The 17390-nt window shown below is 70.0% G+C and carries 20 protein-coding genes and 1 riboswitch; of the genes, 7 read left to right on the top strand and 13 right to left on the bottom strand.

The features are described from left to right. Positions 1-56 precede the first annotated feature (56 nt). Positions 57-818: a hypothetical protein gene (locus HD597_RS59530; protein ID WP_253757854.1), complete on the bottom strand. Its 762-nt coding sequence runs from the start codon at positions 816-818 to the stop codon at positions 57-59. 330 nt (positions 819-1148) lie between these two features. Between HD597_RS59530 and serA the strand changes: the two genes are divergently transcribed. Beyond that, a complete protein-coding gene (serA, locus tag HD597_RS59535; RefSeq protein ID WP_253757856.1) occupies positions 1149-2738 on the top strand; it encodes a phosphoglycerate dehydrogenase in 1590 nt (529 codons plus the stop codon). Positions 2739-3153: 415 nt separating this feature from the next. Here serA and HD597_RS59540 read toward each other — a convergent pair whose 3' ends face one another. Next, entirely contained in the window at positions 3154-3969 is an 816-nt protein-coding gene (locus HD597_RS59540) for a class I SAM-dependent methyltransferase (RefSeq protein WP_253757858.1), read from the bottom strand. Between the two features lie 61 nt (positions 3970-4030). Continuing rightward, entirely contained in the window at positions 4031-4435 is a 405-nt protein-coding gene (locus HD597_RS59545) for a C40 family peptidase (RefSeq protein ID WP_253757860.1), read from the bottom strand. Positions 4436-4642: 207 nt separating this feature from the next. Beyond that, positions 4643-4787: riboswitch (cyclic di-AMP (ydaO/yuaA leader) on the bottom strand. A gap of 98 nt (positions 4788-4885) precedes the next feature. Between HD597_RS59545 and HD597_RS59550 the strand changes: the two genes are divergently transcribed. Both HD597_RS59550 and HD597_RS59555 read left to right on the top strand, forming a co-directional pair. Next, positions 4886-5923: a 3-isopropylmalate dehydrogenase gene (locus HD597_RS59550; protein WP_253757863.1), complete on the top strand. Its 1038-nt coding sequence runs from the start codon at positions 4886-4888 to the stop codon at positions 5921-5923. Positions 5924-6151: 228 nt separating this feature from the next. Beyond that, positions 6152-7249 carry a branched-chain amino acid aminotransferase gene (locus HD597_RS59555; RefSeq protein ID WP_253757864.1) on the top strand — a complete coding sequence of 366 codons (1098 nt, stop codon included), beginning with the start codon at positions 6152-6154 and terminating at the stop codon, positions 7247-7249. A gap of 30 nt (positions 7250-7279) precedes the next feature. Here the strand turns inward: HD597_RS59555 and HD597_RS59560 are convergent, their stop codons facing one another. After that, positions 7280-7819, bottom strand: a complete 540-nt coding sequence (locus HD597_RS59560) for a Uma2 family endonuclease (RefSeq protein ID WP_253757866.1) — start codon at positions 7817-7819, stop codon at positions 7280-7282. 74 nt (positions 7820-7893) lie between these two features. Next, positions 7894-8538, bottom strand: coding sequence for an O-methyltransferase (locus tag HD597_RS59565; protein ID WP_253757868.1), 645 nt, complete (start codon positions 8536-8538; stop codon positions 7894-7896). 59 nt (positions 8539-8597) lie between these two features. Here HD597_RS59565 and HD597_RS59570 point away from each other — a divergent pair, with 59 nt between their 5' ends. Together HD597_RS59570 and cimA are read left to right on the top strand one after the other, a co-directional pair. After that, the gene (locus HD597_RS59570; protein WP_253757870.1) at positions 8598-9245 is read left to right on the top strand and encodes a DsbA family protein; all 648 of its coding nucleotides are present in this window, start codon (positions 8598-8600) and stop codon (positions 9243-9245) included. 206 nt (positions 9246-9451) lie between these two features. Then, a complete protein-coding gene (gene cimA / locus HD597_RS59575; protein ID WP_253757872.1) occupies positions 9452-11029 on the top strand; it encodes a citramalate synthase in 1578 nt (525 codons plus the stop codon). Between the two features lies 1 nt (position 11030). Here the strand turns inward: cimA and HD597_RS59580 are convergent, their stop codons facing one another. Next, positions 11031-12662 (bottom strand): heparinase II/III family protein, encoded by a 1632-nt coding sequence (locus tag HD597_RS59580; RefSeq protein WP_253757874.1) that lies wholly within the window; start codon positions 12660-12662, stop codon positions 11031-11033. A gap of 113 nt (positions 12663-12775) precedes the next feature. Between HD597_RS59580 and HD597_RS65550 the strand changes: the two genes are divergently transcribed. Continuing rightward, positions 12776-13372, top strand: a complete 597-nt coding sequence (locus HD597_RS65550; protein ID WP_308210926.1) for an HD domain-containing protein — start codon at positions 12776-12778, stop codon at positions 13370-13372. A 45-nt stretch (positions 13373-13417) separates the two neighbouring features. Here the strand turns inward: HD597_RS65550 and HD597_RS59590 are convergent, their stop codons facing one another. The 7 genes from HD597_RS59590 to HD597_RS59620 are packed head-to-tail and all read right to left on the bottom strand — an operon-like array spanning position 13418 to position 16413. Next, the gene (locus HD597_RS59590; protein ID WP_253757875.1) at positions 13418-13774 is read right to left on the bottom strand and encodes an antibiotic biosynthesis monooxygenase family protein; all 357 of its coding nucleotides are present in this window, start codon (positions 13772-13774) and stop codon (positions 13418-13420) included. Positions 13775-13790: 16 nt separating this feature from the next. Continuing rightward, positions 13791-14372: a hypothetical protein gene (locus tag HD597_RS59595; protein ID WP_253757877.1), complete on the bottom strand. Its 582-nt coding sequence runs from the start codon at positions 14370-14372 to the stop codon at positions 13791-13793. Next, positions 14369-15007, bottom strand: a complete 639-nt coding sequence (locus HD597_RS59600; RefSeq protein ID WP_253757879.1) for a DUF6286 domain-containing protein — start codon at positions 15005-15007, stop codon at positions 14369-14371. The genes HD597_RS59595 and HD597_RS59600 overlap by 4 nt, the downstream gene beginning before the upstream one ends. Further along, positions 15004-15357, bottom strand: coding sequence for an Asp23/Gls24 family envelope stress response protein (locus tag HD597_RS59605; protein ID WP_253757881.1), 354 nt, complete (start codon positions 15355-15357; stop codon positions 15004-15006). Before HD597_RS59605 ends, HD597_RS59600 begins: the two co-directional genes overlap by 4 nt. Further along, the gene (locus HD597_RS59610) at positions 15354-15542 is read right to left on the bottom strand and encodes a hypothetical protein (RefSeq protein WP_253757883.1); all 189 of its coding nucleotides are present in this window, start codon (positions 15540-15542) and stop codon (positions 15354-15356) included. Before HD597_RS59610 ends, HD597_RS59605 begins: the two co-directional genes overlap by 4 nt. Then, entirely contained in the window at positions 15539-15919 is a 381-nt protein-coding gene (locus HD597_RS59615) for a hypothetical protein (RefSeq protein ID WP_253757884.1), read from the bottom strand. Before HD597_RS59615 ends, HD597_RS59610 begins: the two co-directional genes overlap by 4 nt. Beyond that, on the bottom strand, positions 15916-16413 hold the full coding sequence (locus HD597_RS59620; protein WP_253757886.1) for an Asp23/Gls24 family envelope stress response protein: 498 nt from the start codon (positions 16411-16413) through the stop codon (positions 15916-15918). The genes HD597_RS59615 and HD597_RS59620 overlap by 4 nt, the downstream gene beginning before the upstream one ends. 182 nt (positions 16414-16595) lie before the next feature. Here HD597_RS59620 and HD597_RS59625 point away from each other — a divergent pair, with 182 nt between their 5' ends. After that, on the top strand, positions 16596-17372 hold the full coding sequence (locus HD597_RS59625; protein ID WP_253757888.1) for a fumarylacetoacetate hydrolase family protein: 777 nt from the start codon (positions 16596-16598) through the stop codon (positions 17370-17372). Positions 17373-17390 lie beyond the last annotated feature (18 nt).

The raw sequence follows: 17390 nt of genomic DNA on the forward strand, positions 1-17390 counted from the left end.
CTGAGCGAGGGCTTGTTTGGGAGGGCCCAGTTTTTCCCGGGCCCTCCGCCACGTGGCTAGTCCGAGACGTTGGCGCAGACGACGTGCGCGCCGATCTCGATCATGCGGCGCTCGCTGCGCGCGTCGGCCACCCTGGCCATGAGGATGGGCGCCCCGGAGGCGGCGAACTGCGGCAGCCGGGCGCGTACCAGGCGGTGCAGATCGCGGACGACGTCCTCGGCAGCCGACATGTGCACCTTCACGTGCAGCATGATCCCGGTCGCCCCGGACGCGGTCCCGGCCTCGGAGATCCACACGTGGTGCACGAGCGGGAAGTCCATGAGCAGGTACGCGATCGCCTGCCGCAGCGCGGGCAGGATCGGGTGGGTGCACCGGCGGTACCCCGGATCCACCTGCTGCATCGGCCCCGACAGGTGCGGCCGGGGCGCGGGCACCCAGGGCAGCGAGGGGGCGTGCGGGCTCGGCGGGGCCACCTGGGCCAGCGCGGCACCCCGCGACACGGTGGCCATCGCGCCCGTCGCGTAGGCGGCCGGAACGGCCCCCGACAGGACGGGCGTGGGCCCGGTGCGTGTCGTGGTCATGAAGTGCTGGAGATCGTCGATGGGCACGGCCGCGGCGGCTGGTCCGGCCGCGTCGATGACGATCTCGCGCACCCCGGTGACGCGCTGGATGTCCAGGATGGTGTCGGCGTCGCAGGCCGACAGGGAATGGCTGCCGCGGTGTCTGGCATAGGTCGCGGGGCCGGTGTATCCGAGCAGGACCCGGTCACCGGCCTGGGTCGTCCCCAGGACGACGGAACGATCTGGTCGCACTGCCACCAGGACTCCACCGTCGGCAAGAGCGCCCAGCAGGCGATGGGGCGTGCCATGCTGTGCGAGCACGTCGGCAAGCGCAGGATTCCCGATGCTCATATGACGAACCATAGGTAGTCGGCCACGGCTTATCAGGCTAATGGCGAATAAATCTCCCGATCAAGACAAAGATGTGCGCAGAGTGGATGAGTTTCCGGCGAGGTGGGTACGCCGGGATCCGTCTCACATGCTGGCCCCTCGTGAATACGTTCACAAGCTGCGGATACACTCTGTGGGACCGCTGGGGGGTTCCGTGGACGGTGACCCCCCTCCGCCGTGCCTTAAGGATGCACAGACGTGAACAAGCCCGTCGTTCTGGTCGCAGAGGAGCTGTCCGAGGCTGGCCTCGCCGTACTCGGTGCTGATTTCGAGGTCCGCCACACCGACGGCGCCGACCGTTCCCAGTTCCTGCCCGCTCTCGCCGACGTGGACGCGCTCATCGTGCGCTCCGCCACCCAGGTCGACGCCGAGGCCATCGCCGCGGCCCCCAAGCTGCGCGTGGTCGCCCGCGCCGGCGTCGGGCTCGACAACGTCGACGTCGATGCGGCCACCAAGGCCGGCGTCATGGTCGTGAACGCCCCGACCTCCAACATCACCAGCGCCGCCGAGCAGACGATCGCCCTGATCCTGGCCAGCGCGCGCAACACGGCGCAGGCCCACGCCGCGCTGAAGAACGGCGAGTGGAAGCGGTCGAAGTACACCGGCGTCGAGCTCGACGAGAAGGTCGTCGGCATCCTCGGCCTGGGCAAGATCGGCCAGCTCGTGGCGCAGCGCCTGCAGCCGTTCGGCGTCGAGCTGATCGCCTACGACCCCTACCTGCCGCCGGCCCGCGCCGCGCAGATGGGCGTCAAGCTGCTCAGCCTCGAAGAGGTGCTCAAGCAGGCCGACTTCCTCACCGTGCACCTGCCCAAGTCCAAGGAGACGGTCGGGCTCATCGGTGACAAGGAGCTGCACCAGGTCAAGCCGAGCGTCCGCATCGTCAACGTGGCCCGCGGCGGCATCGTGGACGAGAGCGCGCTCTACTCGGCGATCAAGGAGGGCCGGGTCGCGGGAGCCGGCCTGGACGTCTTCTCCAAGGAGCCGTGCACCGACAGCCCGCTGTTCGAGCTGGACCAGGTCGTCGTCACGCCGCACCTCGGCGCCTCCACGCACGAGGCCCAGGAGAAGGCCGGCACCCAGGTCGCGCGGAGCGTGAAGCTGGCGCTGGCGGGCGAGTTCGTGCCGGACGCCGTCAACGTCCAGGGCGGCGCCGTGGCCGAGGACGTCAAGCCGGGCCTGCCGCTGGCCGAGAAGCTCGGCCGCGTCTTCACCGCGCTGGCCGGCGAGGTGGCCACCAAGCTCGACGTCGAGGTGCGCGGCGAGATCGCCGCCCAGGACGTGCGGGTGGTCGAGCTGGCCGCGCTCAAGGGCGTCTTCGCCGACGTGGTCGAGGAGCAGGTCACCTACGTCAACGCGCCGCTGCTGGCCAAGGACCGGGGCATCATCGTGGAGCTGGTCACCAGCTCCGAGAGCCCCGACTGGCGCAACGTGGTGACCGTGCGCGGCGTGCTCGCCGACGGCCGCACCGTGTCGGTCTCCGGCACGCTGTCCGGCCCCCGCCAGATCACCAAGATCGTCGAGGTCAACGGCTACGAGATGGAGATCGAGCCGACGGCCCACCTGTGCTTCTTCACCTACACCGACCGCCCCGGCATCGTCGGCGTGGTGGGCAGGCTGCTCGGCGAGCACAGCATCAACATCGCCTCGATGCAGGTGGCCCGTGACGTCAAGGGCGGCAAGGCGCTCATCGCCCTGACCGTCGACTCCGCCATCCCTGCCGAGGTCGTCGAGCAGATCGGGTCCGAGATCGGCGCCGAGAGCGGCCGCTCGGTGGACCTGGAGGACTGATCCGCCGGATCCTCTCGAAGGGCCGTCACCCGTCCGGGTGGCGGCCTTTCTTGTCTCAGCATGCAAGATACTAGGACTTCCGAGCAGATCCTCGGGTACTGTGGCTGCTAATGCGCCAGGTGTTCGTACTCATCGCCTGCCGCGGCGGGGCCTGTTAGGGCAGGTCGACGACCCGCCGCGGTGAGCGGCGTCGTGTCGGCCAGTAAGTCCCATTCGTCCGGTCCGTGACCCGGACCGCGAGATCAGGCCCGGTCGGATTCGCGACCGGAGTCCGGCTTCCCACTGGAACACGTCCGCGAGATGAGCTGAGTCACATGTACGACATGTACGCCTGGAACCGCACCGAAGAGCAGCAGGACGAGGCCGCCGAGGCCCTGCAGACCGCGCTGGACCGCCGCGACAACGGCGGCGCCCCTCAGAATTCGAGCCGGTAGAACACGGCTGTCCGCCGCAACGCGGGCACGACCCTGACGATCGAGGCCACCGCCCGGTGCACGCCCGACAGGCGATCGAAGCCGTCGATGTCGAACGCGCTCACCGCCTCCAGGCAGCGCAGCCCCGGATGGACGGCCCGTAGTGCGGCGGGGCCGTCGATCGCCCAGCGCATCGTGGCCCCGGCCTTGCGCACGGGCCTGTTGAGCCGCTGGAGCCGCAGCCCGAGCGGGCTCAGGGCGTCGAAGACGAACCCGCCGCCCGGGAAGCGGTCCACGATCGCCCGCAACAGCGCGGGCCCTCCGGCCGGGTCGAGGTAGTAGAGCAGGCCCTCCGCCACGACCAGCACGGGAGCGCCCGCGGGCACCCGCTCCAGCCAGCCCAGGTCGGTGACCGAGGTCCCGATCAGGTGGTGGCCCGGCCGCTCGGGGAACAATCGCCGGCGCAGCTCGACGACCTCCGGGTAGTCCACGTCGTACCAGCGCACCGACGGCGGCGGGTCCATCCGGTGGACGCGGGTGTCGAGCCCGCAGCCCAGGTGCAGCACGGTCGCCCCGGGGTGGGCGTCGAGGAACCCGCCCGCCCACCTGTCGATGAGGCGCGCCCGCAACGCCACGGCCCTGGCCATCTTGGCGTCGAGCCCCGTCTTGCGGAAGTCGTGGTCGATCCGCTCGATCGCCTCCGCCGCCATCCGGTCGCCGAGGATCGGGTGCGGGGAGCTCGCGTCGAGCGCCCTGCCGTACAGGGTGGCGAGGAGGGTCGCCTTCTCCTCGGTCAGGTGCACCTTCTCGGACGGCATGACCGACACGCTACGCCCGGACGGGCGGCCCCGCGGGGGAAGCGGGGCCGCCCGGGCCTTCTCAGAGGGTGGCGGTCAGCGAGGCGGAGACGGGCTCGTCGCGCTGTTCGAGCTGCCGGGTCCACTGGCGCACGCCCTTGGGGTCCGGCCGGACGGCGCCGACGAAGGCCTGTCTGCGCCAGTCGGACAGCTTCTCCTCCTTCACCACGTCGCCCGAGTGCGGCGCGTGCACCATGTAACCGGGCTTGGAGATCATTCCGACGTGGCCCAGGTTGCTGAAGAAGACCATGTCGCCGGGCTTCAGATCGTTCCAGGAGATCTTCCTGGAGAAGGCTCCGTACTGTTCGCGGGCCGTGCGCGGCAGGTCGATGCCCGCCTTCTCGTACGCCCTGAGCATGAGCCCCGAGCAGTCGTACCCTCGATCGCTGGTTCCGCCCCAGACGTACGGGATACCGCGCTTGTCCATGGCGAATTCGAGGGCGACCTTCCAGGCGGGTCTGGGCGCCTGGGCCTGTCTGATGCGCCGGATCTCGGCGCCGGTGAGGGTGGTGGTGTCCTTGTCGGTGGCGGACCGGGCGGCGACGTCGTCGCCGGGGGCCGCCTGGGCGGCGGGGGTGGCCAGGATGAGTCCGGCGGAAGCTGTTGCCAGGACGATGGCGATGCGAGACAGGGGACTGTCCTTCCATGCGGCCGACCGGGTTAGCTGACGGGCTCGGGCCTGGAAGACAGCCCTACGGCGATGACCGCCGATTCGCCCCGGGGGGAAAGTGGGTCCCCGGCTCCACGCAGCGGCTGCGTGGATTAGGCTCGACGGACTCTAACGAAACGGTCAAAAGGTCGCAATACCCCCAAAACGGACGTCCGCGAAATGAGATGGTGTGTTCGTCAGACGAGACGAGCCGGTATGGTTGCCGACATGGAGTCGCGTAACATCCGTCTGGCCGTCATCCCCGGGGATGGCATCGGCACCGAGGTCGTCGCCGAAGGGCTCAAGGTCCTGGAGGCAGTGGGCACGAAGATCGAGCCCACGCACTACGACCTGGGGGCCGCACGCTACCACCGTACCGGTGAGACGCTCCCCGACTCGGTGCTCGACGAGCTGCGCGGCTACGACGCGATCCTGCTCGGCGCCATCGGCGACCCCAGCGTGCCGCCCGGCATCCTCGAGCGCGACCTGCTGCTGCGACTCCGGTTCGCCTTCGACCACTACGTCAACCTGCGGCCGGTCAAGCTGTTCCCCGGCGTCGCGACCCCGCTGGCCGGCACGCCGACGGAGAACATCGACATGATCGTCGTGCGTGAGGGCACCGAGGGCCTCTACGCCGGCACGGGCGGCGTCATGCGGCGCGGCACGCCGCACGAGATCGCCACCCAGGAGTCGCTCAACACCGCCCACGGCGTCGAGCGCGTGGTGCGTTACGCGTTCGAGAAGGCCAAGTCCCGGCCGCGCAGGAAGCTGACCCTCGTTCACAAGACGAACGTGCTCACCTTCGCCGGCGACCTGTGGCAGCGCACGGTCAACCGCGTGGCCGAGGAGTACCCCGAGGTCGGCACCGACTACTGCCACATCGACGCGGCCTCGATGTTCTTCGTGACCCAGCCCGAGCGCTTCGACGTGGTCGTCACCGACAACCTGTTCGGCGACATCATCACCGACCTCGGCGCGGCCATCGCCGGCGGCATCGGCCTGGCGGCCAGCGGCAACATCAACCCCGAGGGCGCGGCGCCCAGCATGTTCGAGCCGGTGCACGGCAGCGCCCCCGACATCGCCGGTCAGGGCAAGGCCGACCCCACCGCGACCATCCTGTCGGTCTCCATGCTCCTCGACCACCTCGGCCTGCACGACGAGGCGGCCAGGGTCGAGCGGGCGGTCGCCGACGACATCGCCGAGCGCGGCGGGAGCCGCAGCACCAGCGAGATCGGCGACGACATCACCGCGCGAGTATCCGGCTAGGACCGCCTAGCCCCGTACGCGCCTGGCGGTCCGAGGAGGACTGCCGGGCGCGTTTTCGTGTCCCCGGAACGCGGCGGCAATCGGGCCAACCCACCCCGTCAACCGCTTGCCATCCCATATAGCGAGACAATAGGAAGTACGGACAGCTCCGCGGGCGCCACACGGCACCCGGAGGAGTGACCGGATTCCGGTAGATTTCGGTAGACCGTAGAGAGAAGGACCGCCGTCATGACCATCGCTCAGAAGCTCAGCTTCGACGTGCAGCTATCCGACCACGCTCGCACCGCAGCCGAGCGGGAGCAGGTACTGGCGAACCCGGGATTCGGGCAGACGTTCACCGATCACATGATCTCGATCGACTACACCGAGGGTGAGGGCTGGCACGACGCCAGGCTCATGCCGTACGGTCCGCTCTCGCTCGACCCCGCCACCTCGGTCTTCCACTACGCGCAGGAGCTGTTCGAGGGCCTGAAGGCCTACCGGCAGATCGGCGGCTCCATCGTCACCTTCCGCCCGTACGCCAACGCCGGCCGCTTCAACCGCTCGGCCGCCCGCATGGCCATGCCCGAGCTGCCGGAGGAGACGTTCGTCGAGTCGCTGGAGCTGCTCGTCCAGACCGACAAGGAGTGGGTGCCCACCACCGAGGGCCACAGCCTCTACCTGCGCCCCTTCATGATCGCCACCCAGGCGGGGCTCGGGGTCAACTACCCGTCGAAGACCTACAAGTACATGGTCATCGCCTCGCCGGCGGCCTCGTACTTCACCGGCGGCATCAAGCCCGTCTCCGTCTGGCTGTCCACCGAGTACACCCGCGCCGCCCCCGGCGGCACCGGCTTCGCCAAGTGCGGCGGCAACTACGCCGCGGCGTTCGTGGCGCAGCGGCAGGCGGTGGAGAACGGCTGTGACCAGGTCGTGTGGCTGGACGCGCAGGAGCACCGCTACGTCGAGGAGATGGGCGGGATGAACCTGTTCTTCGTCTTCGGCGACAAGCTCGTCACCCCTTCCCTCACCGGCACCCTGCTGCCCGGCATCACCCGGGAGTCGATCCTGGAGCTGGCCGGCGACCTGGGGCTGGAGACCGAGGAGCGGCTCATCACGGTGGACGAGTGGCAGGAGGCGAGCGCGTCCGGCGACCTCACCGAGGTGTTCGCCTGCGGCACGGCGGCCGTGGTGACGCCGGTCGGCACGGTCAAGGGCGCCGACCGCTCCTGGACGGTGGCCGACGGCACGCCCGGCCCGGTGACGATGCGGGTGCGCGAGGAGCTCGTCGGCATCCAGTACGGCGCCCGCCCCGACACCCACGACTGGATCCACAAGATCGGCTGAACCACCGGCGGTGAGCCCTCCCGGGAGGGCTCACCACCATTCCCCGGTATCCAGCGACAATTCCCACGGCGCCGGCAGGAACAACGGCCCGGCGAGCGTCGCGACCGTTTCCCGGCCATATGCGCGGCCTCCCGGCTCGCTGAGGAGCCGCACCGTCCGCTGCGCCGGATCGACCACCAGATAAAGCGGCACCCCGGCCGGTGAGTAACTGCGCGGCTTGACGTAGTGGTCGTCGTAGGAACTGCTCGAAGAAACGATGTCGACGAGCAGCAGCGTCGAATCCCCGTGCACCGCGTAATCCTTGTGCAAGCGCGGCGCCCGCGGCACCACCGTCAGGTCGGGCACGTACCGATCGGCCTGACGGCCCAGGTAGACGGTGATGTTCGGCCAGATCTGCCAGCCCCGCTCGACGGCCGGCGCGAGCAGCCCGCGCAGCACCCGGAACATGCACGTGTTGTGCTGCCAGGTGCCCGCCTCATTGACCACGATCCGGCCGCTCACCGTTTCCACCCGATATTCGGGATGCAATTCACGCACGGTGCGGAATCGTTCTTCGAGGGGCGCGGCCATGCACTCCGTCCTTTCTGGCGGCGGAGTGACCGAGCGTATGCCGGAACGGGGGTGTGATGACAGGGCGTGCGGCGCTAGTTCTTTCTGATCAGCATCATTCCGTCGGCCACGGGAAGGGTCACGACGGTCACCCGGGGATCCTCCATGACCAGGTCGTTGAACTGCCGCATCCGCACGGTCTCCGGCTCCTCGTGCGCGGGATCGGCCACCCAGCCCCGGCGCAGCGTGTTGTCCACCAGGATCAGCCCGCCCGGCCGCAGCCGGTCCATCAGCAGCTCGTAGTAGACCGGGTAGTTGTGCTTGTCGGCGTCCAGGAAGGCCAGGTCGACCTGCTCGCCGAAGGCGGCGAGCGTGTCGGCGGCCGGCCCGATCGTGAGCGTCACCCGATCGTCGAGGCCCGCCTCGTGCCAGTAGCGGCGGGCGACGGAGGTCCACTCCTCGCTCACGTCGAAGCAGTGCAGCGTGCCGCCGGACAGCCCGCGAGCGATGCAGACGGACGAATATCCGGTGAACGTTCCCACCTCCACGGCCACCCGGGGCGCCATCAGCTGCGTGATCATCGTCAGCAGCCGGCCCTGGTCGAAGGAGATCTGCATGGTCGCGTCCTCGCCCGCGACCTCGGCGGTCTCCCGCTCCAGAGCCGCCAGCAGGGCGTCGGGGGCGGTGGTGTGGTCGGAGACGTACCGCGCGACGGCGGCGTCGAGGAGGTATGCCTTCATGCGGCCATTGTTTCCGTTTCAGGTAGGGTCTGCGCGATCAATGAGGTGAGAGTGGGCTGATGAAGAAGCGGTTGGTGGCGGTCGCGCTGGCGTGCGTGGCGATCGCCGTACTCGGGGTGCTGGCGTTCACCCAGGCGGGCGCGTCGTCGTCCGGCGAGGTGACGCTCACCCGGCAGGCGGACGGCTCGATGATCCTGGCCGACCTGGGGAGCGACGCTCCCGTGCTGGACGTGTACGAGGACTTCGACTGTCCCGTCTGCAAGGACATGCACTCCAAGGTGGACGCCACGATCAGGAAACTCGCGCAGGAGGGCAAGGTCAGGGTCGTCTTCCACACTGTGACGATCTTCGGGGACGAGCCGATGCGCTCCAACTCCATCCGCGCCGCCGCGGCCGCCCGCTGCGTCCCGGCGGCGAACTGGCTGGCGTTCCGGGACGAGGTGTACGCCATGCAGCCCGCGCCGCACGGCACGGCGTCCGGGTTCACCGTGGAGGAGCTGATCGGGGCCGCGCGCAAGGCGGGCGCGTCGGTGGACTCGTGCGTCACGTCGCAGACGCACGCGGAGGCGCACCTGGCGGAGACGGCCAAGATCCCGCTGCAGGGCACGCCGACCGTGGTGCTCGACGGCCAGATGCTGGGCAACGAGGCGTTCGACCCCGCCGCGCTGGAGCGCCTCATCACGGGAGGCGTCGGCGTACAGGTGTGAGCTGCGGTGTCCCATGTGGTGAGACCGGTGTGCCGAATGGTGAATACGTATGGCAGACTGGACGGCACCATGTTCTACGGTCTGCTCATTATCGGCAGGCGCGCTGGCTAACGCAGGGACACCGCCAGCGCGCAGACCTCTCACGTCCGTGAGGGGTCTTTTTGTTTTCCCGAACGCACCCGGACTTCCGCAGAGAAGAGAGACTCATGGCCGACGACCGCTTCCACGTATACGACACGACGCTGCGTGACGGCGCACAACAGGAGGGGCTCAACCTCACCGTCGCCGACAAGCTCGCCGTCGCGCGCCACCTGGACGGTCTGGGCGTCGGCTTCATCGAAGGGGGCTGGCCGGGCGCCAACCCCAAGGACACAGAGTTCTTCAGGCGCGCTCGAACGGAGCTCGACCTGAAGCACGCGCAACTAGCCGCGTTCGGCGCGACCCGCCGGGCAGGTGTGAAGGCCGCCGACGACCCACTGGTGGCCGCCTTGCGCGAATCCGGCGCGCCGGTCGTGACCCTTGTCGCCAAGAGTCACGACCGGCACGTGGAGCTGGCCCTCCGCACGACTCTCCAGGAGAACCTCGCGATGATCCGCGACACGGTCTCTCACCTTCGTGCGGAGGGACAGCGAGTCTTCCTCGACGCCGAGCACTTCTTCGACGGCTACAAGTCCAACCCAGCCTACGCGCTGGAGGTCATCAGGACCGCCGCCGAGGCCGGCGCCGACGTCATCGCCCTGTGCGACACCAACGGCGGCATGCTCCCCGACGAGCTCGCCGAGATCGTCCAGGACGCCGTACGCACCAGCGCCCGCGTCGGCATCCACTGCCACGACGACACCGGCTGCGCCGTCGCCAACACCCTGGCGGCCGTCAAGGCCGGCGCCACCCACGTCCAGGGCTGCGCCAACGGCTACGGCGAGCGCTCCGGCAACGCCAACCTCTTCACCGTCGTGGCCAACCTCCAGCTCAAGCGCGGCTTCGACCTCGTGCCCCAGGAGTCACTGGCCGAGATGACCCGCATCGCCCACGCGATCACCGAGGTCACCAACGTCACCCCCAACTCCCACGCGCCCTACGTCGGCATGTCCGCCTTCGCCCACAAGGCCGGGCTGCACGCCAGCGCCATCAAGGTCGACCCCAACCTCTACCAGCACATCGACCCCGCCCAGGTGGGCAACGACATGCGCATGCTCGTCTCCGACATGGCGGGCCGCGCCTCGGTGGAGCTCAAGGGCCGCGAGCTCGGCTACGAGCTGACCCCCGAGCACACGAAGTCGCTGGTCGACCGGGTCAAGGACCTCGAGTCCAAGGGCTTCACCTTCGAGGCCGCCGACGCCTCGTTCGAGCTGCTGCTGCGCGACACCGTCCACGGGGAGCGCAGGCGCCACTTCGAGGTCGAGTCCTGGCGTGTGATCGTCGAGCGCACCAAGGGTGGCGAGCTGGTGAGCGAGGCCACGGTCAAGCTGCACGCCAAGGGCGAGCGCATCGTGGCCACCGGCGAGGGCAACGGCCCCGTCAACGCCCTCGACAAGGCCGTCCGCCAGGCGCTGGAGAAGCTCTACCCCGAGCTGGCCAAGCTGGAGCTGGTCGACTACAAGGTCCGCATCCTCGAAGGCACCCACGGCACCGACGCCATCACCCGGGTCCTCATCACCTCCAGCGACGAGACGGCCGAGTGGGCCACGGTCGGCGTCGCCGAGAACATCATCGACGCCTCCTGGCAGGCGCTGGAGCAGGCGGTCACGTACGGCCTGCTCCGCGCGGGCCGCGACTGCAACTAGCTCAGATCAGCCCGGCGGAGAAGGACACGCCGTTCACGGTGACCTTCCCGCCGGAGCACGACACCTCGGGCGAGTCCGTCCCCGGCACGATCACCGTCAGCAGCGACTTCGCCGCCGGGGACACCACCACGTTCGTGGCCTGCTTCGACAGGTACGTGGGGGAGACCCAGCCCAGCCTGCCGCCGCGCTCCACCTTCTGGCCGCCGACCCTGTCGCACGACGAGAACTGCAGCAGGGTGACCTTGAACTTGCCGTCGCCCAGCACGACCTTGCCGCCGCCGTTGGAGACGACCTTGAGCGACGGGGCGAACCGCCAGATGTTGGCGACCTTCTTGCCGCCCGACGCCGTGTCCAGCACCGCCATCACGTCGTCGCCGTGGTTGACCAGCACCGACCTGGTACGGCTGACCCCGTACGCCTTGTCGGTCACCTTGAACGCCTGCCGGTCCTTGCCGGAGGCGGTGTCGACGAGCTTGCTGGCCGTCCTCGGCCGGAACTTCGCCCCCACCACGGTCGGCACGTTGTGCGCCTCGGGCGAGAGCGTCCAGTAGCGGTAGGAGCTCTTCTCGTAGGAATGGAACCCGGCGTCCACCAGGATGTCGCGGCCCTCGGCGTAGTACGTCACGCCCAGGTGGTCCTCGTGGCCGTGGAACTTCATGCCGGGCCCGAACCTGATCGAGTAGTACGCCGACTCCGGCTTGCCCCAGGCGGTGCGGCCGAAGACGTAGCCGGCCCGGTACGCCTTGACCTCCTCCTTCGGCGTGCCCGTCTCCATCTTCGGCTCGGTCTCGGCGCTGCCGTCGCCGATGGGCACCATGTAGCCGTTGGGCATCGTCGAGTGGGCGATGAAGGTCTTCAGCGCCTCGGCCCGCTCGGCGATCTCGCCGGGGACCTTGCGGTCGCACGCCTTCATGTTCGTCATGGCGACCTGGAGGCGGCCGTACACGTAGACCGCGTACCTCGGCGCCTGCTCCATGAGCGCGCCCTGGGAGTCCACGTCCAGCTTCACCGTGCTCGTCAGGCGGCTGGAGGCCAGGTTCGCCCAGTCCTTGCGGCCGTACCTGCAGCCGATGCCCATGAGCGCGATGTCCTGGTCGATGCCGTGGTTGTGGCCCTTCTTGTACAGGCTCGGGTTCGACAGGAGCTTGGCGTGCGCGGCCAGGCTGTCCTTCAGCCAGCTCGCGTTCACGTGCCTGCTGAGGCAGAGCAGCGGCTGGGTGCGCAGCGAGACCGGGTGGTCCTTCCAGACGTACGACTGCGTGCCCCTGGCGCCGTACTTGTTGTGCTCCACCCAGTCCTTGGTGATCTCGGCGGCGCGGTCCAGGTAACGCTGCTCGCCGGTGTTCTCGTACTCGACGACGAGCGTGCCCATCCAGCGCAGCGACTGGAAGACGAACTCCCACGAGCGGTTCTTGTACGGGCTGGCGTCCCAGTCGATGGTCTTGCCCAGCTTGTACGCGGGCAGGCCCACCAGCGAGATCTCGCCCTTCATGACGTCCTCGGCCGTCGGCGTGCCGGGCAGCCAGTCGCCCTGGCACTCGGCGGTGCGCGTCACCTTGTCGGCCGCCTGCGCCGGGCCCGCGACGGCACCGGTGGCGAGCATGAGGGCAAGAGGGATCGCGAGGCGGCGCACGCCGGGTTCCTTTCGGGACAAAAAGGTGAAGGCGGGACATGCTTTCGGAATCTCGATCAACTGGTCAAGTTGAGTGCCCGATTCGTTAGCCGCCCGATGAGATGCTGGTGCCTGTGAGATACGACGACCTGGTGATCCCCGACACGCCCGCCGCTCGCGGCGCGCTGGAGGTGGCAGCCCAGTACCACACGCCTTCGCTGCTCAACCACTCGCTGCGCGCCTACCTGTGGGCGGCCGCCTACGCGCAGGGCAACGGCATCGCGTTCGACGCGGAGCTGCTGTACGTGTCGGCCATGCTGCACGACATCGGGCTGGCGGCCGAGTTCGACAGCCACACGGTGCCGTACGAGGAGGCCGGCGGGCACGTCGCCTGGGCCTTCTGCGCCGGGGCCGGCTGGTCGCCCGAGCGCCGCGCCCGCGCCTGCGAGGTCATCATCCGGCACATGTGGGAGGAGGTGCCCCTGGAGGAGGACCCCGAGGGACACCTGCTGGAGCTGTCGACCGGCATGGACATCTCGGGCCGCCGCACGGACGAGATCCCCGCCGAGGTGCGGCGGGAGGTGCTGGAGCGGCACCCGCGGCTGGAGATCGCCAAGGAGTTCAGCGTCTGCATCGCCGACCAGGGCGCGCGCAAGCCGTCGAGCTTCGCGGCGCGGTTCGTGCGGGGCGGCATCGTCGACCGCATCGTCCGCAACCCGCTGGACGCCTGACCCCCGGCCGCGTCTCGCGGCCGGTGCTCTCGGCCGAGCTCCTGGTCAGGCCTTGGGGCCGGTGCTCTCGGCGACCTCGAACGTCCACACCTCGGACCCCGTCGCCGCGGGCCCCTGCCCATGACCGTGCCCCTGCCCCTGCCCCTGCCCCTGACCGGCCGCCGCCGCCTGGGCGTGACCGCGCTGGAAGGCCTGGCCCTGCTGCCACTTCTGGAAGTCCTCCTCCGAGCGCCAGCGCGTGTAGACGAGGTACCGCTCCGTGCCCTCCACCGGCCGCAGCAGCTCGAACCATTCGAACCCGTCGGCCGACTCCACCATCCCGGCGCGGTTGGAGAAGCGCCGTTCGAGCTCTTCCCGCATCTCGGCGGGCACGGTCAGCACGTTGATCTTCACGACGGACACCAGAGAACCCCTCTCGTCAGCGCACGACTCGGTGCGGCGAAGGTGAGGGCTCCAGGCTAACGCGGGCCACCGCCGGCACCCGATCCCGGTCCAGCGCGTCCCGCACGTGCGGCAACGCCACCGTCGACAGGTGCCGGCTCAGCTCCTCCATGGGGACCGACTCGTCGGCGACCACGCGCAGCCGTACCTCGGGGCGCGGCCCCACCAGGTGCGCGGCGGCGTGGAACACGGCCGGGCTCGACTCCACGTCGGCGGCGACCGCCTGCGCCATCCCGTGCTCCGACACCTCCGTGACCCCGGTCGGGCCGTCCTCGATGCGCAGCACGCGCCGCGCGTCCCTGCGCCCCTGCACGAGCAGCCACCGCAGCGCCAGCACCGCCACGACCAGCGCGGCCAGCGCGAGCAGCCACCAGATCCACGGGCTGGTCCGCGCGAAGAAGGAGACCACGTTGCCGTCCACGAGGGTCGTCCGCTCGGAGGCCCAGTTCTGCGGGAACGCGCCCAGCCCGCGGGCCAGCGACGCCCCGCCGAGGAGGGTCAGCGCCAGGCCGACCAGCGCCAGCCCCCACCGGTTGCCCCGTCCTGTCTTCCTGTTCACCGCTGCTCCCTGACGTTCACGGACACCCGGTACGGCTCCACCAGGTCCAGCGCGGCCAGCCTGGACAGCACGGCGCCGCGCACGTCCTGGCCGAAGCCGTCCACGTCCCGGCCGCACGTGGTCGGCGTGACGGCGAACGTGTGGCCGCGCAGGGTGGCGCGGGCCGAGCGCACGCCCGGCACCTGCTCGGCCGCGTGGGCCAGGGCCCGGGTGACGCTCCTGGGGCGCAGGCCGATGATCAGATCGGGGTCGCCGCTGCGTACGGGCACCATCCTCGGCCGGCCCGGCACCAGCGCGACGGCCAGCAGCACCAGCCCGAGCAGCGTCGCGACAGCCGCGCCGAGCAGGACCCGCGGGTCCGACCACCACGTCGAGCCCGCCCAGGCCAGCATGCGGTCGTACGGGATCCAGCGCAGCGGCCGCCCGAGCAGCGCGGAGATCGTCTCGGCGAGCACGAGCAGGCTCAGCAGCGCGAGCAGGGTGGCGACCACGACGGCCGGGACGCGCCGCGACGGCCGGAAGGCCCGCACCGCGGCCCGGTCGGCGGCCCTGGAACGCTGCGGCGGATCGGGCGCCCGGTGCGCGCCCGACGGCGGTTCGTCCACCACGTGCCGGGTGGTCTCGTGTGCTGTCATGGCAGGTCTCCGCCCACGTCGGTCATGGTGATGTCCAGGCGCGTGACGTTCAGGCCCGTCTGGGCGCGGACGCGGCGGATCACGTGCTCCCGCAGCCGCGCCGCCACTGCGTGCAGCGGCGACGGGTAGGCCACGCTCACGTTGAGGCGCACGACGGCCTGGTCGCCGTGAACCTCGCCGGCCGACGGCGTCCACGGCAGGCCGCGCGGCTGCACGTCACGCACCTCGGGCACCTCCGCGGCGGCCACGCAGGCGATCTTGCTGACCACCCGGTCGGCGACCTCCGTGCGCCCGCGCCGCTCGGGCGCGGGCAGGGGAGCGCGCCGCTGGGCGGGCACCGTCATGGTCATTTACGCCTCACGGACAGCCCGGACAGGTCGATCTCGCCGGTCTCGGCGATCCGCCCGACCAGGAAGCCGACCGCGCCCAGGACCAGGACGAGCAGGAACGCGCCCAGCCCCCCGAACGCACCGACCAGCCCGAGCACGATGCCGACGGCCATGCCGATGATCGGCATCCACTGGATGTTGTTCATGATCCCTCCACGATGATGTCGTCGATGCGCACGTGCACCGGACGGTCCCCGGCCAGGTCCGCGACGGCGCCGCGCACCTCGTCGGCGGTCTGCGGCAGCGGGCGGTCCAGCGTGGCGACGATGGCGATCTCCACCGCGCGCTCGTCCGCGGACACGCCCATCAGGCGCTCACCGGGCAGGTACGTGGCCACCGTCCCGAACGGCCCGCCGGACAGCCGGACCACCCCGTGACAGGCCAGCGCCCGGTCGGCGATCAGCCGTTCCTCGGTGGCGGCTCCCGAGCGCGCTTCGCCGGTGGCGCTCGCCGCGCCACCGGGGCTCGCCGGGCCGCCGGGGCTCGCCGGGCCGCCGGGACCGGTCGGGGCGGCGGCGGTCATTGGACCCGGGGCTCCTGCTCCATGTCCCCCCGCTGCCCGTCGGTCCCCCGGTCGCGGTCGCGGTCCTGCTCCGGCAGGTGCACGTCGTCCACCCGGATGTTGACCTCGGTGACCTCGAGCCCGCACATCCGCTCGACGGCGCCGATGACGTTCTTCCTGACGGCCGCCGCCAGGTCGGGGATCGCGGTGCCGTACTCGGCCACCAGGTCCAGGTCCACGGCCGCCTGCCGCTCGCCCACCTCGACCGATACGCCCTGGGCGACGTTCCTGTCCCCGCCGACGATGCCTCGCATGCTGCCGAGTGCCCGTGCCGCGCCTCCGCCCATGGCGTACACGCCGGACACCTCGCTGGCCGCGAGACCGGCTATCTTGGCGACGACCCCGTCGTCGATGCTCGTGCTGCCCCTCTCCGTGACCAGTGAGGACGTGCTCTCCTGGGTCCTGGCCCGTGGCACGGTCCCCGTCGCGCCGGCTCCCGTGGGCCGATTGGACATCGTGTCCGACACGATCCGTCACCCCCCTCAGGTGTCTTCTCCAAGGCAGAGATAACCGCTGTTACACTCCCGAAGCACTGCAAAACGGACTCTGGGCATAAAAATGGACAGCCCCTGACTCGTGCGGGGTGGCGCGCGAAAAAGGTGACGGACCCCTCCGGCGGCGGCGATAGCCTTGTCAGGTGCGTATAGCGAGGTTCTCCACAGGCGAAGGCGTCTCGTTCGGCGTGGTCGAGGGCGGGCCCGGCGAGGAGTTCATCTCCGCGATCTCCGGCCACCCGTTCGGCCAGGTGCAGTTCACCGGCGAGCGCCTTCCGCTCTCCCAGGTGAAGCTGCTGGCCCCCATGCTGCCGAGCAAGGTGATCGCCATCGGCAGGAACTACGCGGAGCACGCCGCCGAGATGGGCAACGAGGTGCCGGAAGAGCCCCTCATCTTCATGAAGCCGTCCACCACGGTGATCGGCCACGGTGAGAGCATCGCCTACCCCACGTCGCTGTCCGACCGCGTCGACTACGAGGGAGAGCTGGCCGTGGTGATCGGCAGGCTCTGCCGGGAGGTCCCGGTCGAGCGGGTGAAGGACGTCATCTTCGGCTACACCTGCGCCAACGACGTGACCGCACGCGACCTGCAGAAGAAGGACGTGCAGTTCACCCGGGCCAAGGGGTTCGACACGTTCTGCCCGCTCGGCCCGTGGATCCAGACCGATCTCGACGCGAGCGACCTGGCGCTGACGACCACGGTCAACGGCGAGATCCGGCAGAGCGGGCGCACGAGCCAGCTCATCAACGACATCCCCGCGCTGGTGGCGTACGTCAGCGCGGTCATGACCCTCATCCCCGGCGACGTCATCCTGACCGGCACGCCGGCGGGCGTCGGCCCGCTGGAGGTCGGCGACGAGGTCAGCGTCGGCATCGAAGGCATCGGCACACTCACGAACAAGGTGGTCTCCCGTGACTGACGTACGGGTGCGGTTCGC

Source organism: Nonomuraea thailandensis, from assembly GCF_024172165.1.
GTDB lineage: Bacteria > Actinomycetota > Actinomycetes > Streptosporangiales > Streptosporangiaceae > Nonomuraea > Nonomuraea thailandensis.